The sequence below is a fragment of the Pseudarthrobacter sp. TRD_SC_9 genome, from assembly GCF_055361265.1.
The window spans coordinates 2460791-2477399 of the sequence record NZ_CM143956.1 but is presented as its reverse complement, the minus strand read 5'-3'; the positions used below and the strand labels follow the sequence as shown (position 1 = coordinate 2477399).

Below are 16609 nucleotides of genomic sequence, written 5' to 3'. Positions count from 1 at the left end.
GCATCGCCGGGAAGCAAGAATGTCGGTGGCAGCCGATACCGTAAGAGCATGCGGTTGCTCCATACATCTGACTGGCACCTTGGCCGGTCCTTCCACGGCGTCGGGATGCTTGCTGCCCAGAAGACCTTCGTGGACCAGCTCATTGCCACCGTTCGCGACAAGGCGGTAGACGTTGTCCTGATTGCCGGTGATGTGTATGATCGCGCGCTGCCAGGTGTCGACGTCGTCAATCTCCTGGACGACGCCCTGGTGCGGCTCACTCAGGCGGGAGCCAGAGTGGTCCTGACCAGTGGAAACCATGATTCGGCCATCCGGCTGGGGTTCGCTTCCCGGCTCCTGGAGCATGGCGGCGTGCACGTCCGCACCCGGGTAGCGGAACTGGACCAGCCGCTGGTCCTGCCGCTTGGCGGTTCCGGGACCTCCGCCGCAGATGACGCGCCTGTGCTCGCCATCTACGGAACACCCTGGCTGGAGCCGCGTCTTGTTGCCCCTGCGCTGGGAGTGGAAACCGCAAGCCACTTTGAGGTGACCCGGGCGGCCATGGAGCTGATCCGCGCCGATCTGGCCCGTCGGAGTGCCGGCCGGAGCGTGCATTCAGTGGTGCTTGCTCACACCTTTGCCAGCGGCGGCATCACCTCGGACAGTGAACGGGACCTCAGCATCGGCGGCGTTGGTGCTGTTCCCCTGGACCTCTTCGATGGTTTCACTTACACAGCACTGGGCCACCTTCACGGACGCCAGGCATTGTCGCCTTCCGTCCGGTACTCAGGCTCACCACTGGCCTATTCCTTTTCCGAAGCTTCTCATCGCAAAGGCGCGTGGCTGGTGGATATCGGCGTGGACGGCCTCGAAACCGTCGAAGAAGTCTCTTGGGAAGCGCCACGCAAGCTGGCAGTGCTTCGCGGACTGCTGCCTGAGCTGCTGGAGTCCGAATCCCATGCCTGGGCAGAGGATGCCTACTGCCAAATTACCCTGACGGATGCGCAGCGCCCGGCCCAAGCCATGGAGCGGCTGCGGGCCCGTTTCCCGGACACGTTGGTGCTCGGCTTCGATCCGGTGGGCGTGGCCGCCGCCGAATCAAAAAGCTATAGCAGCCGTCTTGCCGAGGCCGTTGATGATTTATCGCTTTGCTGCGGCTTCCTGGAACATGTCCGTGGCCGTGCAGCCGATGGGGCTGAGCGCAAGGCGCTGGCCCTGGCCCTGGACAACGTCCGTCTCCAGGAGGCATCGCTGTGAGGATCCATCGGCTCCGGATGTCCGCTTTCGGCCCCTTTGCCGGAACAGAGGAAGTGGACTTTGAAAGGCTCGGTGCGCACGGGCTTTTCCTGCTGAACGGTGCAACCGGCGCCGGGAAAACCAGCGTGCTGGATGCCATCTGCTTCGCACTCTACGGTTCCGTCCCGGGCGCACGCCAGGAAAGCAGGCGGCTGCGCAGCGACCATGCCGAGGCTGCCACTGAACCGGCCGTGAGCTGTGAATTCACGGCTCAGGGGCGGCATTTCGAGGTAACGCGGTCTCCGGCCTGGGAGAAGCCCAGCGCCCGCGGCAAGAATGGCTTCACCACCCAACAGGCCAAGACACTGCTGCGCGAGCGGGTGGACGGTGCCTGGGTGGAAAAGTCCTCGCGCAACGATGAGGCCGGAGCCGAAATCACCGCGTTGCTGGGTATGGACCGGGAACAGTTCACCAGGGTGGTCATGCTGCCGCAAGGTGATTTTGCCGCCTTCCTGCGATCCAAGGCGACGGAGCGGTCGGAGCTGCTGCAGAAGCTGTTCGGCACCCATCGGTTTGAAGCAGTGGAAAAGGAGTTGGCTGTCCAGGCGCAGGCAGCCAGGGCCGCCGTCGAACGCTATGCCGACCGCACGGCGATGCTCGTGGCACAGGCCCATTCGGAAGCCGCATCCCTCGCCGTGGACGGTGGGCCTGCCCATCACGGCACAGACGGCGATGTCGATCCGGACGCCGGCAGTGCGAACCTGCAAGAAACAGCCGCTTCCCTGGTCGGGGGACTGCACGTTGTTGCCCTCGAGGCTTACGCCGCCGCTAAAGAGCAGGCTGCTGAAGCCGAGGCGGGGCGGGCCGGCAAAGCCGCCCTGCTGGCTGACATCACCGCCCGGGCCGAGCGCCAGAGAAGGCTGTTGTCCGTCCTCGAACGGCAGGCGCTCGCCGCCGCAGCGGCTCCTGAATTGGAAGCGGCCGCACAACGCCTGGCGCAACATCGGATGGCTGAGGTCCTGGCCGGGCAGTTGGCAGCGCTTGAGGCAGCAAGGACGGGAGATCACCATGCCGCCATGTCGCTCGCGGAAGCCATGGGAATGCTCAGGATGGATATCGCCGATGATCCTGAGCTTGCCGGGATGGACGAGGAAGTGCCCGACGTCGAAGCTGAACTGGAGCGGTTGAAGTCACAGCAGGTGGTGATTGAGGCCCGGCTCCCGGATGAACAACGGCTGGACGACCTCAGGTTGCGGGAACAGGAACTGGACCGCAAGAAGGTCGGGCTCCGGGAATCAGTTGCAGGACTGAAAGAGCAGGCTGCGGTGCTGACGGCAGAACTGGCCGTGCTGGTCACAGACCTGGCCTCGCTCGAGGAGCCGGCAGCGGAGGTTCCCTTGCGGCTCAAGGAAGCGGCGGCTGCCCGGGACCTGGTGGCGGTGGTGCGCAGGCATGAAGCCGCGGCGGTTCAGCTGACGAAGGTCGAAGAGCGGCACCGGGCTGCCCTGGACCATCATCTGTCCTGCCGTAAGGACTGGCTGGACCTGCGGGAGCAGCGGCTTGCCAATGCCGCTGCCGAGCTCGCCGGGCAGTTGCATTCGGGGGAGCCATGCCCGGTGTGCGGCAGTGAAGATCACCCGGCCCCGCCGCCTGCAGCGCGGGCGGCGTTGGAACTTGCCCGTGAGGAACAGCAGGCACAACAGCTTGCCGACACCGCCGAACGCGCCCTGGAAACGGTGGCCGCTGAGCTCATGCATGCCCGGCAGCAGCTCGCGGTACTTGCCGGACAGGGCGGCGATACTCCGTTGGCAGTTGCCACTGAGGCGGAAGCCGGCGCTGCAGCGGCCGCCCAACGGGCCGAAGAGGCAGGGGATCAGCTCACCGTCCTTCGCCGGCGCAAGCAGGACCGCGAGGAATCGCTTGCCGGTATTGCCGCCGCTTCAAACGAGGCGGCAGCAAAGTTCGCCGAGACGGACGCCGCTCTGGCGGAAGTCACCCGGCAGATTGCCGAGATCGACCCCGCTCTGGCGGAGTTGAGGGGAGTCCACTCCGGGCTGGCGCAGCGCCTCCGGGCGTTGCGTAAATCCCTGTCCACCCTGGACGCAGCCCATCGCGCCCGGGTGCAGGCTGAGACTGCCGCTGCACGGCTGGCCGAAGCCGAACAACAACTCGAAGCGGCCTTGCCCGGTTCCGGCTTTACCAGTGCGGGGGAAGCTGCAGAGGCCCTGCTGCCGGCTCCTGAAGCCGCGGCTCTCCAGGCCAGGATCCGCGCGGGCCAGGACGAGGAGGCCCGGCTGGCTGAACTGCTGGACAGCGCGGACCTAGTCCTCGCACGTACGGAAGTGGACAGTGGCCAAGTGGTTGATGCTTCAGACCTTGAACAGGCTGAAACACTGGCCGGGGAAGCCGAGGAAGCAGCCCGGGAGGCCGGGCTCGCGGCAGCTGTAGCAGCCCGCAGTGTGTCCTCCCTGGAGCGAATCCGGACCGAGCTTGAATCCTTGCTGGAAGAATCCCTGGAGCCCCAGGAGAAGGCCCGTACCCTCACGGCGCTGGCGGATGCAGCGGCAGGGCGGGGCGAGAACTCCTACCGGATGAGCCTCAACAGCTACGTTCTGGCAGCACGGCTGGAACAGGTGGCCGCTGCCGCTTCGGAGCGGCTCGTGGCCATGAGTGACGGACGCTACCTCCTGAAATACACCGACGCGAAAGCTGCGCGGGGAGCCAAATCAGGCCTTGGCCTGGAAGTTGTGGATCAGTGGACGGGCCATCGGCGCGATACTTCCACACTGTCCGGCGGTGAATCCTTTATGGCTGCCCTGGCGCTGGCCCTGGGCCTCGCGGACGTCGTCCAGCAGGAGGCAGGCGGGGTGGACATCGAGACCCTGTTTGTGGACGAAGGCTTCGGCAGCCTGGATGAGCAGTCACTGGAACAAGTGATGGACGCACTTGAAGGGCTGCGGGACGGCGGCCGGGTTGTGGGGCTGGTGAGCCATGTGGCGGAGATGAAGCAGCGGATTGGCGTTCAGCTGCAGGTGGTGAAGGGAAGGACCGGCTCCACGCTCCACATTTCCGACACCGTTGCCGCCTAGCGCCGTGCACGGCTGCCGCCTGGCGCCGTGCATGACTGCCAGCGTAGAATAGTGCAGTTACCGGGTCGCGCGCATCGGGAGGAGGGACGATGCGCTGAATGAAGCGAGCCCGGAACCTTGATTTCTCCAGCAACACCTACTCCACATACGCCAGACCCTGCACATACGCCAGGCCTTGTAGCGGACCCCCCGGCCGGGCCGGACGTTGAGCGCTCCGTCGTTCAGGCCAAAGGCAGCGGGCGTCCCCGCAGCGACCGCCCAGGTGGCCGGTTCGGCCGCCTGAACGAACTGGCGGGTCGCAGCTTCATCCCCATCGGACTGGTAGCCCGGCTTCCATTGGCCATGCTGACAGTCGGCACCCTGACCCTGGTCACTTCAGCCACGTCCTCCTATGCCCTGGGTGGTGCGGCAGCCGGAGCCGTGGGCATCGGCTCCGCCATCGGCGCTCCTGTCGTAGGGGTCATGGCTGACCGCTGGGGGCAGCGCCCGGTACTGCTGCTGGCCGCCGCATTGAATGCTTTCGCCGTGCTGGTCCTCATCTTTGGTGTGCAGCTGGTGGCAGCGGCTGAAGGCCCTGCGGCCGCCGTTCCCATCCTGGCAGCTGCCTTCGCCGCCGGCGCGTCGTGCCCGCAGGTGGGACCGCTGGCCAGGGTCCGTTGGATGGTCCTGACCGCGGGAAAGCAGCCGCAGGGCTCTGGCAGCCAGGTGCAGAACAGGGACCTGGACACGGCGTTGTCGTATGAGAGCACCGCCGACGAACTGACCTTTGTCCTGGGGCCCGCCCTGGTGGGAATACTGGCCAGCCTCCTGGCACCTTGGCTTCCTTTGGCGCTGGCCGCACTGCTGACCGTGGCGTTCGTCCCCGCGTTTGCGCTCCATCGGACCGTGCGCCAGGTTCCACGCCGTCAGCCCGTCCGCCGCGATCCGGGGAATTCCCGCACCGCTGGCAAGAGTGAAACGGGAGGGCGAAGCCGGTTGTTGGCGGCGCTGGTCCTTCCGGTCACCGGCATGGCATTGATGGGGGCCTTTTTTGGCGGGACGCAGGCCTCGCTGGCTTCCTTCGCGGCCGATTTTGGGGGCTCTGAGCTGGCAGGCCTGCTGTACTCGGTGATGGGTGTCAGTTCAGCCGTTACGGCCCTTTCGGTGGCATACTGGCCGCCGTCGTTCCCCCTGCGGTTCCGCTGGCCGGCGTGTGCTGCAGCAATGGTGGGCCTGTCACTGCTGCTGCCGGCCGCCAGCGACGTTGGTTTGATGGTGCTGATCCTGCTCGCGCTCGGCCTGCCTGTGGGTCCCGTAATGGTCACGGTATTTGCCATTGGCGGACGACTGGCGCCGATTGGCCGCCTTGGCACAGTCATGACCGCCTTGGCCAGCGGCCTGGTGGCCGGGTCTGCCGCGGGCGCGGCCACCGCCGGCATCCTCGCCCAGGACCACGGCAGTACCGTCGCATTCCTCGTACCGATCGTGGCGGCCGCTGCCTTGGCAGGTGCCGGCCTGCTGTGTGCGCTGCTCCTCGGAAAGTACCGGCGCGGAAAGGTCTAACGACGGCGGTCAGCCCAGCTGGCTCTCAATCCGTGCGGCACTGGCCGCGACCGTTGACCCTACTGTCCCCGCGTCCTGCGTTGTTGAGCCGATGTATACCACTGCGAGGGCGGCAGGGCGTCCGGACGGCACGCGGATGGGTGCGGCCAGCGACGAAAGGCCGGGGATCACTTCATCGTGGCTGGCAGCATAGCCGCGGGAGCGGGCTTCCGTTGCTTCACGGCGGTAAGGGACGGCGGGAGCCAGCCGGTGCCATTCCTCTTCGGTGAGGGCTGACTGGATGGCGATGCCCGGCGCTCCGGTATGGATCGGGTGACGGGTACCGGGGTGCTGGGCGACGGCCCCACCGGTGTGCCGGGGTTCCACAGTTACCAGGGTGATGCAGTCCTGGTGGTCCCATACTGCGATGAAGGCCGTCATGTTTAAGACGTTTGCCAGTTGCGTCAGTTCCGGAAGTGCCGCCTGCTGGAGGTTGCGGGAAACGCCGCGGGCAAGCACCGCCAGGCCAGGGCCAGGCTGCACGCGCCCGGCATCGTCGCGGACCAGCAGCGAATGGTCTTCCAGGGTGCGCAGGATCCGGTACGCCACGGAGCGGTGGACGCCCAAGGCTGCGGACAGTTCGGCAATGGTCAGCGGATGCCCTGCCGCTGCGAGGATTTCGAGGGCGCGGATTCCCCGGGAGAGGGTCTGTGAGGGGGATACGGTACTTCCGGCTGCCGGCGTCGTTCCCGTGGCGGATGGCTTCATGGCTCCATCGTAGGCCGGACGAAGGCAGGGACAGATACTGAAAGAAAAGTGCAAGGAGACGTATTGGGTGCGCTGCATCACATCCCGTAGTACAGTTTCATCCGACTGACCGTTCTGTCGGTAATGTCCAGCCGGTCGCACTTCGGTTGAGGCACTGTGGATGGACGGGAAGGCTCCCGGCCGCACGTAAACAATGGAGTTTAAATGACCGCGTCAACAGTTGACTCAGAAGCAGGGCCAAGCACCAGGCGGGAAGAACGCCGGGTCCTGGCAGGCACGCTCGTCGGCACCACCATTGAGTGGTACGACTTCTTCATCTTTGCCCAGCTCACGGCGACGCTCCTGTCGCCGCTGTTCCTGACCCCGCTCCAGGAGTCTTCTCCGGGCCTGGCGCAGATCCTTTCCTTCGCACTGATCGGCATCAGTTTCCTGTTCCGGCCGCTCGGCGCCATTGTTGCCGGACACCTGGGCGACCGGCTTGGACGCAAGTCCATGCTGGTCTTCACGTTGGTCATGATGGGGACGGCCACATCACTGATCGGCATGCTGCCCACTTACGCCACGATTGGTGTCTGGGCGCCAATCCTGTTGATCACCCTGCGGATTATCCAGGGATTCTCCGCCGGCGGCGAGTGGGGCGGAGCTGCCCTGATGGCTGTTGAGCACGCACCCCGGAGCAAGCGCGGCTTCTTTGGAGCATACCCGCAGATCGGCGTTCCCATCGGCATGATCCTGGCTACCGGCCTGCTGTACTTCCTCAACAGCAGCATGTCCAGAGAAGACTTCGCCGCCTGGGGCTGGCGCGTGCCTTTCCTGCTCTCCGTCGTGCTGATCGTGGTTGGGTACCTGATCCGTCGTGCAGTGGATGAAAGCCCTGTCTTCAAAGAGCTTGCCCTGCGCAAGGCGGAAAGCAAGGCGCCCCTTGGTGAACTGTTCCGCCACAACACCAAGGAAGTCGTCTTCTCGGCCATGATCTTCATCGCCAACAATGCCGCGGGTTACCTTCTGATTGCCTTCTTCATCTCCTACGCCACCAGGACCCTGAAGATGGAGACCCCTCAGGTATTGCTGGCCACCACCCTGGCATCATTCGGCTGGCTCATCTTTACCCTGTTCGGCGGCTGGTTGTCGGACCGGATCGGCCGTGTCAAAACCTTCCTGACGGGCTACGGCATCATTTTTGTCTGGATGATTCCCCTGTTTGCCCTGATCGACACCGCTAATATCTGGCTCTACGGGCTGGCCCTCTTTGTCCTGACTATCGGTCTTGGCCTGTCCTATGGCCCGATGTCCGCCATGTATGCCGAGATGTTCCCGGCCAACGTCAGGTACTCAGGAATTTCGATCGGCTACGCCTTGGGCGCCATCCTGGGCGGAGCATTTGCCGCCACCATCGCCGAATGGCTGCTGCAGAGCACCAAATGGTCCGGTTCAGTCGGTATCTACATCATGGTGCTGTGCGTCATTTCCTCCGTTGGAGTCCTGCTGGCGAAGGAAACGAAGGGGCGGCCGTTGGGCGTGAAGGCACCGGCGTCAACGGCTAAGTAGGCTGATGGCCTCGTCGTCGCCAACCTGGTCGAAGTGGTGGTAGAAGCTGCCCACCGCGCGGAACTTTCCGGGCAAGTGCAGGCAGAGGACGGCGTCACTTACCCTGGCCAGGGAAGCTTCGGCTTCGACTGACCCCACCGGGGCGGCGACGACGACGGCGGCAGCGCCTGCGGAGCGCACGGCCTCGACGGCTGCCCGCATGGTCGCTCCGGTGGCCAGTCCGTCGTCCACCAGCAGGACGGTTTTGCTCTGGACATCGCTGCTGATTCCGGGGTAGCTGCCCGCGCGCCGGGCAAGTTCCGCCCGCTCGCGTTCCTCCACCTGATCCAGCCATTCCGGCCGGACGCCGTGTTCCAGGACCCGGTCCACGAGTGGCTTATTGAGCAGTTTGACCACGCGACCTTCCCACCAGGCAAGGGCGCCGTAGGCTGTTTCGTCGTGTCCGGGGATGCCGAGCTTACGGACCAGGACCGCGCCAAAGGGCAGATACAGGTCGCGGGCAACGGCGGCTGCAACGGGAATTCCGCCACGTGCCAGCCCCAGGACAACGGCGTCCGGGCGTTCCCGGAACTGGGTCAGGACGGCGGCCAGTCTGCGGCCGGCATCGTCACGGTCCTCGAAGCGCGTGCTCATGGCTGCCTCGTTACGTGGTTGTACACGTTATCCAGCCTACCCGCAGGCCGCCGCCAGGACAGGGCGGAACCCGGCTATCGCCAATAACCGCGGACAGCGGAATTACGCCGCCGGGATCTGTGGGGCTGCCAGGAAGTCGATTGCCGCCTGTTTGAAGGCCCGGCTGGTGATCGTGTTGTTGTGGTTGCGGCCCGGAATCATCAGCTGCTCCACCAGGGAGCCGGCGCCCCTGGCGAGTTCAGCCAGTTGCGGCATGCTGACCGCGCGTTCGTCCTTTTCCCCGGCCACCAGCAGCATGGGCATGTGCGGCACCGCTTCGGCGGGGTCGTAGGGTTCTGCCTTGATGGCTTCAACAAGGGAGAGCATGGCAAAGGTGTTGTTCCCGGGAACCATTTGGACCATCCGGAAAAGGCTGGCCGTGGACTCATCTGCAATAGGCGTCCCGTCTGCCAGGTAGCGCTGCGCTGCGGAGAGGTCGAAGGCAGCCAGCGGATCGGCGACGTTCGGTCCACCCAGGACCAGGCGATGCACCAACTCCGGCTGGGTGGCACCAAATTCCCAGGCGAGCCGGGACCCCAAGGAATAGCCGATCACGTCCAGGCCGCTTTCGGGATGTCCATCGAGCAGGGGCCGCGCTCCGGCATCGAAAGCTATCTGCAGGAGATCCGCGCGGATCCGGCTGGGCGAGTAGGAGTCCAGGTCTTCGGGCACGCTGCTGCGGCCATGGCCCGGCAGGTCGACGGTTATGACGGTGCGTCCGGCCTCGCGGAGTGCGCCCAGCCAGCCCGTATTCTCCCAGTTGAGTTTGCTGGAGGAGGAGAAGCCGTGGATCAGCAGTACCGGCCTGGTTCCGGCGTCAGTTTCCGGCGTGTGGACTTCGAAGTAGAGCTGGGGGTCTGTGCCTTCCACCGTGTGGGAATGCTGCCCGACGCTGTGCCTGCCGCTCATGATGCTATACCTCCGGTTGCCGCTTGGAGCGCTGTGGTTCCGTCCCCAACGCTGGGGTACCGCTCACTTTACCTGCCGGCCGTCATACTGGCCGCGGGATTTTGCCCCGTGCCGCGCCGCGCGTAGCATTAGTTCAGGTCAAGATGACTATAACTAGTGGTATGCTGGGCCGACAGGCGGGAACACGGATGGACCTCCCCGCGACGCATTGCCAAGGACCGGATGGACGGAAGGCAGGTGATCCTGTGTATACGAGTTCTGCGAACGTTTCTGAACGCCTTGCCGCCCCGCCGTCATTAGCTATTTCCACAGTGATTTTTGCCTTGCGTCCCAGCGCGGCCTCCGGCCGCCCCACCCTCTGGATGCCGTTGGTCCGGCGTATCCGAGAGCCCTTCAAAGGGCAATGGGCACTCCCGGGCGGCCCGTTGAGCCACACCGAGTCCCTGCAGGACGCCGCCTCCCGGAACCTGCGCGACACCACCGGCCTGGCGCCCAGCTACCTTGAACAGCTCTACGCCTTCGGCGGCCTGCACCGCTCTCCCACCCAGCGGGTCGTGTCCATCGTCTACTGGGCACTGGTCCAGCCCACTGAGGCCGCGCTCGCTGCGGAATCAGAAAACGTGAAGTGGTTCCGCGCCGACCGCCTGGGCGAGCTGGCCTTCGACCACAACGACATCGTGGACTACGCACTGGGCAGGCTGCGCAGCAAGGTGGCCTACGGATCGGTGGCCTACCACCTGCTCGGCGAGTACTTCACCCTGGCTCAACTCCGCGAAGTCTACGAGGCGGTCCTTGACCGTGAACTGGACCCCGCCAACTTTCGTCGCCAGGTCAAAGCCACCCCGGAAATCCAGGAAACCGACAGATACCTCCAAGGCGGCAAGCACCGCCCTCCCCGTTTGTACCGCTTCACCGGCCGTCCCGGCCTTGACCAAGACAACAGGAGCACACCATGAGCAGCGTCAACACAGCGATCCAGCTGATCACGCGCGAACAGGCTGAAAATGCCGTGACTGCAGGGAAGAGCGCCGGGGGCACCTGCAGCCCGGACCTTTCCCGTGGTCCCTGGGACTACGACCTCGCCGAGGCGCTCGCCGGGACACCCGCTTACGGGCCCGGCGCCTCCAGCTCCGATGTGGCTCCCGCCACAACACCGAGGCAGGGCCAGCTGCCGGAAAAATACAAGGCAGCCAGCGACGCCGAACTGGACACCTTGATCCGCGCGGCCAAGGAACGCCTGGGGGACCGGGCCGTCATTCTGGGCCACTTCTATCAGCGGGACGAGGTGATCCAGTACGCGGACTTCGTGGGCGACTCCTTCCAACTGGCCAACGCTGCGCTGACCAGGCCTGACGCCGAGGCCATCATCTTCTGCGGTGTGCACTTCATGGCCGAAACCGCTGACATCCTCTCCACCCCTGAGCAGGCCGTGATCCTGCCCAACCTGGCTGCCGGTTGCTCCATGGCGGACATGGCGGATGAAGATTCAGTGGAGGACTGCTGGGAACAGCTCACCGAAATCTTCGGGACAGAGCCCGACGCCGCGGGCCGGGTTCCGGTCATCCCCGTCACCTACATGAACTCCTCCGCAGCACTGAAGGCCTTTTGCGGCCGTCACGGCGGTGTGGTGTGCACGTCCTCCAATGCGCGGACAGTGCTGGAAGAGGCCTTCGAACGCGGACAGCGGGTCCTGTTTTTCCCGGACCAGCACCTGGGGCGCAACACTGCCAAGGCCCTGGGGGTGCCGCTGGAGCAGATGCCTATGTGGAATCCCCGCAAGGAGTTGGGCGGCAACGATGAGCGGGCGATCCTGGACTCGCGGGTGATCCTTTGGCACGGCTTCTGCTCGGTGCACAAGCGCTTCAACGTGGCCCAGATCGACAAGGCACGGGCCGACTTCCCCGGCGTCAACGTCATCGTCCACCCGGAATGCCCCATGGAGGTGGTGGACGCCGCGGACTCCGCCGGTTCCACCGACTTCATCAAGAAGGCCATCGCAGCGGCAACTGAACCCACCACGTTCGCCATCGGAACCGAGATCAACATGGTCAACCGGCTGGCCGCTGAATACCCGCAGCACACCATCTTCTGCCTCGACCCGGTCATCTGCCCCTGCTCCACCATGTACCGCATCCATCCCGGTTACCTTGCCTGGGTGCTGGAGGAACTGGTGGCGGGACACATTGTCAACCGGATCACTGTGGACGCAGCGGTGCAGGCCGATGCAAAGGTGGCCCTGGAACGCATGCTGGCGGCGAAGCCGAAATGAGTGGCAGGCAGAACTGGAAGGCGGCCCACGGGGAGGCGGCAGGAGCCATGGCTCCACGGCTCATCGTCGTAGGCAGCGGCGTGGCGGGACTTTACGCCGCCCTGCTCGCAGCTGACGCCGGCGTGGAGACCGTGTTGCTGAGCAAGGCCGCCCTGGCTGACAGCAACACCTCCCATGCCCAGGGCGGGATTTCCGCCGTGCTGGAGCAGCCGGCCCCGGGCGATACCGTGGCGGCCCATATTGCTGACACGCTGCGGGCCGGAGCCGGGCACTGCAACGAGGAAGCCGTACGGATCATGTGCACGGAAGCGCGCCATGACATTGCCGGCCTGCGGCGTTTTGGCGTGTCCTTCGACCTGGAGCCCGACGGAGATCCTTCCCTTGGCCTTGAGGGAGCCCACTCTGCCCCCCGCATCCTGCACTCCGGCGGTGATGCCACCGGCGCAGGCGTGTCCTCGGCCCTCATCGCCAGCCTGCTGGACGCCCAGACCCGGGGCAGCCTCCGCGTGATTGCCCACGCCCAGGTCACTTCGCTCCTGCTCGACGGCGGCAGGGTCACCGGGGTGAACTACCTCTTCGGCGGCCGGATGGCATCACTGGAAGCCGATGCCGTCCTGCTCGCCACAGGTGGCGCGGGCCGGCTGTTTGCCCAGACCACCAATCCTGCGGTGGCCACTGCGGACGGGTTGGCGCTCGCCTGGCGGGCCGGTGCAGCCGTTACGGACCTCGAGTTCTTCCAGTTCCACCCGACGTGCCTGGTCCGCCCGCAGGAAGCATCCGCCGGTGTTAACCGCGGCGGCAACGAGCCCCTCCTCATTTCCGAGGCCGTCCGCGGCGAGGGCGCCATCCTTGTCGACGCCAACGGAACGCGGTTCCTCCCCGACTACCATCCGGATGCCGAACTGGCGCCCCGCGACGTGGTGTCCCGCAGCATTGCCCTGCACCTTGCCGCCCTGGGCGACCCCACCGGCCATGTATTCCTCGACGCCCGCGTCATCGAGGAAACCCGCGGCGCCGGCTTCCTGGAACGGCGCTTCCCCACCCTCAGCCGGCGCACCCGCGAAGCCGGCGTCGACTGGACCCGCGAACCCGTTCCCGTCGCCCCGGCCGCCCACTACTGGATGGGCGGCGTCGCCACCGATCTCAACGCCCGCACCAGCCTTCCCGGGCTGTACGCCGCCGGCGAAGCAGCCTGCACTGGCGTCCAGGGCGCAAACCGGCTTGCCAGCAACTCGCTTCTTGAGGGGCTTGTCTTCGGGCGCCGGGCAGTCGCCGACTTTCTTAATGCCTCTTCCGGCGCTTCCTCCGTGGTCGGGTCCGGCCCGGCGGAACCTTTGACGCCTGCGCCCGGCCCCCGTGCCGACGTCCAATCCGGACGAACACCAGTTTGGAAGTTCGATGCTGTGCCTGCTCCAGGACCGATCGAGGCCTCCTTTGCGGCCCCGGGTGCGTTCTCCCGCAATGCCCTGCGCTTGCTGATGACTGCCAAGGCCGGGGTGATCCGCGATAGCCGGTTGCTGCGGGAGGCGGCCGCCGAACTTGCGGCGTGGGCCGGCGTCGTTGTTCCTGGAGCCGTTCCTGACTCTGACGATCCCCAGGTGCACGAGGACGCCAACCTGCTCCTGGCTGCGCAGCTGCTGGTGGAAGCTGCCCGGCAGCGACGCACCTCCTTGGGTGCGCACTACCGGAGCGCCTTCCGGCCCGGACCTGCTGCCGCCGCCGTCGAAGAATATGACCAGCGCTATACCCTAAGCCGGAAGTGAGCCTGCGATGACCAACCCGATGACCAGACTGACCCTGCCCGCGGCACCCGTCCGCGAGATACTGGAACGCGCCTTCGCGGAGGATGCGCCCAGCGGAGACATCACCTCGCAGCTGCTGATCCCTGCCGACGCGAAGGCCAGTGCGGTGCTCAACGCCCGGGTGCCCGGCGTCTTCAGCGGCGGGACCGTCTTCCGGGACGCCATGGTACTGATTGATCCGCACACCGTCGTGGACCTCCTGGTCCCCGACGGAGCCACGTTCGACGCCGGGACGCACCTCGCCAGGGTCAGCGGCAACGCCCGCTCGGTGCTCCTGGCCGAGCGCGTGGCGTTGAACCTGGTCCAGCGGATGAGTGCGATTGCCACCAGGACCGCTGAATTCGTCAGGCTCGTGGAAGGGACTGCCTCCCGTATCACCGATACCCGCAAGACCACGCCCGGGCTGCGCGTGCTGGAACGTTATGCGGTGCGCTGTGGCGGGGGAGCGAACCACCGCTACAGCCTGTCCGACGCCGTCCTGGCCAAAGACAACCACCTGGCAGTGATGACCGGCGGGGATTCCGCCAAACTTACCGGACTCCTGGCTGCCGCAAAGGCGCAGTTGGGCCACACCACGCACTTCGAAGTCGAGGTCGACCGCGCGGAACAGATCGAACCCGTGCTGGCCGCCGGCGTGGACACGATCATGCTGGACAACTTCTCCCTGGCCGCGCTCCGGGCGGGTGTGCAGCAGGTGGCCGGCCGTGCAGTAGTGGAAGCCAGCGGGAACGTTAGCCTGGAGACTGTGGCGGCAATTGCCGCGACCGGCGTCGACGTCATCTCGATCGGTGGCCTGACCCATAGTGTGGCCGCGCTGGACCTGGGGCTGGACGTGGAGCTCGTTGTCGACGACGCCGAACCGATGGTGGCAGTCGCAGGGGCAATTGCCGGCACGGGGGACTGAGCACCGTGATTTTCCTGGACGCCGCTGCCACCACCCCCGTTCGCCGCGAGGTGATTGAAGCCATGTGGCCTTACTTCACCGGCGAGTTCGGCAATCCATCCAGCCATCACACACTGGGCGAGGCCGCGGCCGCCGCGCTCGGAGACGCCCGGAAAACCACGGCAGACTTCCTGGGCTGCCGGAGCAGCGATATTACGTTCACCTCCGGCGGGACGGAGGCGGACAACCTGGCCGTCAAGGGCATCGCGCTGGCCAGGCAGGCTGCCGATCCCACCCTGAACAGGGTGGTCATCAGCGCGGTGGAACATCCCGCCGTGGAGGAATCCGCCCGCTACCTGGAGAGGTTCCACGGTTTCCACGTGGACGTGGTGGGCGTGGACCGGCACGGCCTGGTGACTATCGAAGCCCTGGAGCAGGTTCTCCGGCCGGAGACGGCGCTGGTGAGCATTATGTACGCCAACAACGAGGTGGGCAGTGTCCAGCCCATCCGGGAGCTCGCCGGCATTGCACGCGGGCACGGGGTTCCGTTCCACACGGATGCTGTGCAGGCAGCGGGCTCGGTCCCACTCGACGTCAAGGACCTGGGTGTTGATGCCTTGAGTCTGTCCGGTCATAAGCTGGGTGCGCCCAAAGGCTGCGGCGTACTGTTTGTCCGCGGCCGGCTGGGCCTGGAGCCGCTGATTCACGGCGGCGGCCAGGAACGCGGCAGGCGCTCGGGTACGGAGAATGTTGCCGGGGCGGTAGGCGTTGCCGCGGCGTTGAGCCTGGCTGGTACCGGCGTGGACATCGCAGCCAGGGCGGCCGGACTCGCTGAACGGCGGGATGGTTTTATTGCCCAGGTGCAGGCCGGGTTGCCGGAAGCCCTGCTCACCGGCCACCCCGTCAGCCGCCTGCCCGGGCTCGCCTCTTTCTGTTTCCCGGGCACCAGCGGGGAGTCCCTGCTGCTGGAACTGGAACGGGCCGGGGTGGTGTGCTCCAGCGGTTCCGCTTGCGCCGCGGGTTCCGATGCGCCGTCACCGGTCCTGCTTGCCATGGGTATCAGTCCTGAGGTGGCGCAGACGGCCGTGCGCTTCAGCTTCGATGCCACCACAACAACAGTGGAACTTTCGACGGCGGCACGGGAGGTAATTGCCGCCGTCGGACGTGTCCGGGGACTGGGTGTCCCCACCTGACGTCAGGCCGTGGCCACCAGCTCGCCAGCGGGGATTTCGACTGCCAACCGGTTCTCAGGGCCAGGCAATGGGCACGCCCACGCTTCGTTGTATGCGCAGGACGGGTTGTATGCAAAGTTGAAGTCCAGCACGAAGGAAGCGTCCGGCCCTGAACCGCGGACGCCGTGGAAGGCGCCCTTGATGGTGTCGATGAGGTACCTGCCCCCGCCGTAGCTGCCGCCCGCCTGGCCTGCGGTGGCGTCACGGAACGGGACAAAGATCCCGCCGCCGTAGCCCCGGACCTTCCAGACGGCCAGCTGGCCCATTTCCGGGAGATCGAAGGTACCCAACCGGACGAAGGGGACAGTACCGTCTGTTCCTGTCTCCACGGTCATCTCCCGCCCGGCGCCTTCCAGCGTCAGTGGCACATGGAATCGGTAGATGGGATCGTAGTGGGCGGTCCTGAGGCCGGAAAACTCCGTCTTGTCTTTGGCCGACAGTGCCGAGGCCGGGTGGGTGGCGAACATACGGTCGCGTTCGTGCCGCCAGTAGCTGTGCGCTTCTGCGGGATCCGCGGCGGCCAGCGTGCGCACCCTGTCGTACAGGGCAAAGGTCCGCAGCCGCCAGTCGGCAATATCCAGGGCAGACATATCCGGAACTGTCTCGTCGCCCGCGACGCCGTGCTCTTCCGTCATGCTTCCACCCTAGCGCCGCAAGGACCAAAGAATGTCCCCGGCGGACGGTCCGGCACGATTAGGCTG

13 protein-coding genes are annotated in these 16609 nt (G+C 65.8%); 9 read left to right on the top strand and 4 right to left on the bottom strand.

From position 1 onward, the window contains the following. The first annotated feature begins 48 nt into the window (after positions 1-48). The 3 genes from ACWA13_RS11515 (at position 49) to ACWA13_RS11505 (ending at position 5846) form a co-directional block, all read left to right on the top strand. Positions 49-1236, top strand: a complete 1188-nt coding sequence (locus ACWA13_RS11515; RefSeq protein WP_463934211.1) for an exonuclease SbcCD subunit D — start codon at positions 49-51, stop codon at positions 1234-1236. Beyond that, positions 1233-4304, top strand: coding sequence for an AAA family ATPase (locus ACWA13_RS11510; protein WP_463934209.1), 3072 nt, complete (start codon positions 1233-1235; stop codon positions 4302-4304). Before ACWA13_RS11515 ends, ACWA13_RS11510 begins: the two co-directional genes overlap by 4 nt. A gap of 120 nt (positions 4305-4424) precedes the next feature. Next, on the top strand, positions 4425-5846 hold the full coding sequence (locus tag ACWA13_RS11505) for an MFS transporter (protein WP_463937915.1): 1422 nt from the start codon (positions 4425-4427) through the stop codon (positions 5844-5846). A 9-nt stretch (positions 5847-5855) separates the two neighbouring features. Here the strand turns inward: ACWA13_RS11505 and ACWA13_RS11500 are convergent, their stop codons facing one another. Beyond that, positions 5856-6593 carry an IclR family transcriptional regulator gene (locus tag ACWA13_RS11500; RefSeq protein ID WP_463934207.1) on the bottom strand — a complete coding sequence of 246 codons (738 nt, stop codon included), beginning with the start codon at positions 6591-6593 and terminating at the stop codon, positions 5856-5858. Positions 6594-6797: 204 nt separating this feature from the next. On the opposite strand from ACWA13_RS11500, the gene ACWA13_RS11495 reads away from it, so the two are divergent. Continuing rightward, on the top strand, positions 6798-8141 hold the full coding sequence (locus ACWA13_RS11495) for an MFS transporter (RefSeq protein ID WP_463934205.1): 1344 nt from the start codon (positions 6798-6800) through the stop codon (positions 8139-8141). On the opposite strand, the gene ACWA13_RS11490 is transcribed toward ACWA13_RS11495, so the two are convergent. Beyond that, positions 8127-8774, bottom strand: a complete 648-nt coding sequence (locus ACWA13_RS11490; RefSeq protein ID WP_463934203.1) for a phosphoribosyltransferase — start codon at positions 8772-8774, stop codon at positions 8127-8129. The genes ACWA13_RS11495 and ACWA13_RS11490 overlap by 15 nt on opposite strands. Before the next feature lie 102 nt (positions 8775-8876). Then, positions 8877-9722, bottom strand: a complete 846-nt coding sequence (locus ACWA13_RS11485; protein WP_463934201.1) for an alpha/beta fold hydrolase — start codon at positions 9720-9722, stop codon at positions 8877-8879. A 188-nt stretch (positions 9723-9910) separates the two neighbouring features. On the opposite strand from ACWA13_RS11485, the gene ACWA13_RS11480 reads away from it, so the two are divergent. Genes ACWA13_RS11480 through ACWA13_RS11460 form a run of 5 tightly spaced genes read left to right on the top strand, consistent with a single transcriptional unit; the run spans position 9911 to position 15869 of the window. Further along, positions 9911-10678: an NUDIX hydrolase gene (locus tag ACWA13_RS11480; RefSeq protein WP_463934200.1), complete on the top strand. Its 768-nt coding sequence runs from the start codon at positions 9911-9913 to the stop codon at positions 10676-10678. Next, positions 10675-11991: a quinolinate synthase NadA gene (nadA, locus tag ACWA13_RS11475; protein ID WP_463934198.1), complete on the top strand. Its 1317-nt coding sequence runs from the start codon at positions 10675-10677 to the stop codon at positions 11989-11991. The genes ACWA13_RS11480 and nadA overlap by 4 nt, the downstream gene beginning before the upstream one ends. Before the next feature lie 47 nt (positions 11992-12038). Further along, entirely contained in the window at positions 12039-13754 is a 1716-nt protein-coding gene (gene nadB / locus ACWA13_RS11470; protein ID WP_463934196.1) for an L-aspartate oxidase, read from the top strand. A gap of 19 nt (positions 13755-13773) precedes the next feature. Beyond that, complete coding sequence (gene nadC, locus ACWA13_RS11465) at positions 13774-14697, top strand: carboxylating nicotinate-nucleotide diphosphorylase (protein WP_463937914.1); 924 nt, start codon at positions 13774-13776, stop codon at positions 14695-14697. Between the two features lie 5 nt (positions 14698-14702). After that, the gene (locus ACWA13_RS11460) at positions 14703-15869 is read left to right on the top strand and encodes a cysteine desulfurase family protein (RefSeq protein WP_463934194.1); all 1167 of its coding nucleotides are present in this window, start codon (positions 14703-14705) and stop codon (positions 15867-15869) included. A 2-nt stretch (positions 15870-15871) separates the two neighbouring features. Here the strand turns inward: ACWA13_RS11460 and ACWA13_RS11455 are convergent, their stop codons facing one another. Continuing rightward, the gene (locus ACWA13_RS11455; RefSeq protein WP_463934193.1) at positions 15872-16543 is read right to left on the bottom strand and encodes a DUF1684 domain-containing protein; all 672 of its coding nucleotides are present in this window, start codon (positions 16541-16543) and stop codon (positions 15872-15874) included. Positions 16544-16609: the final 66 nt, after the last annotated feature.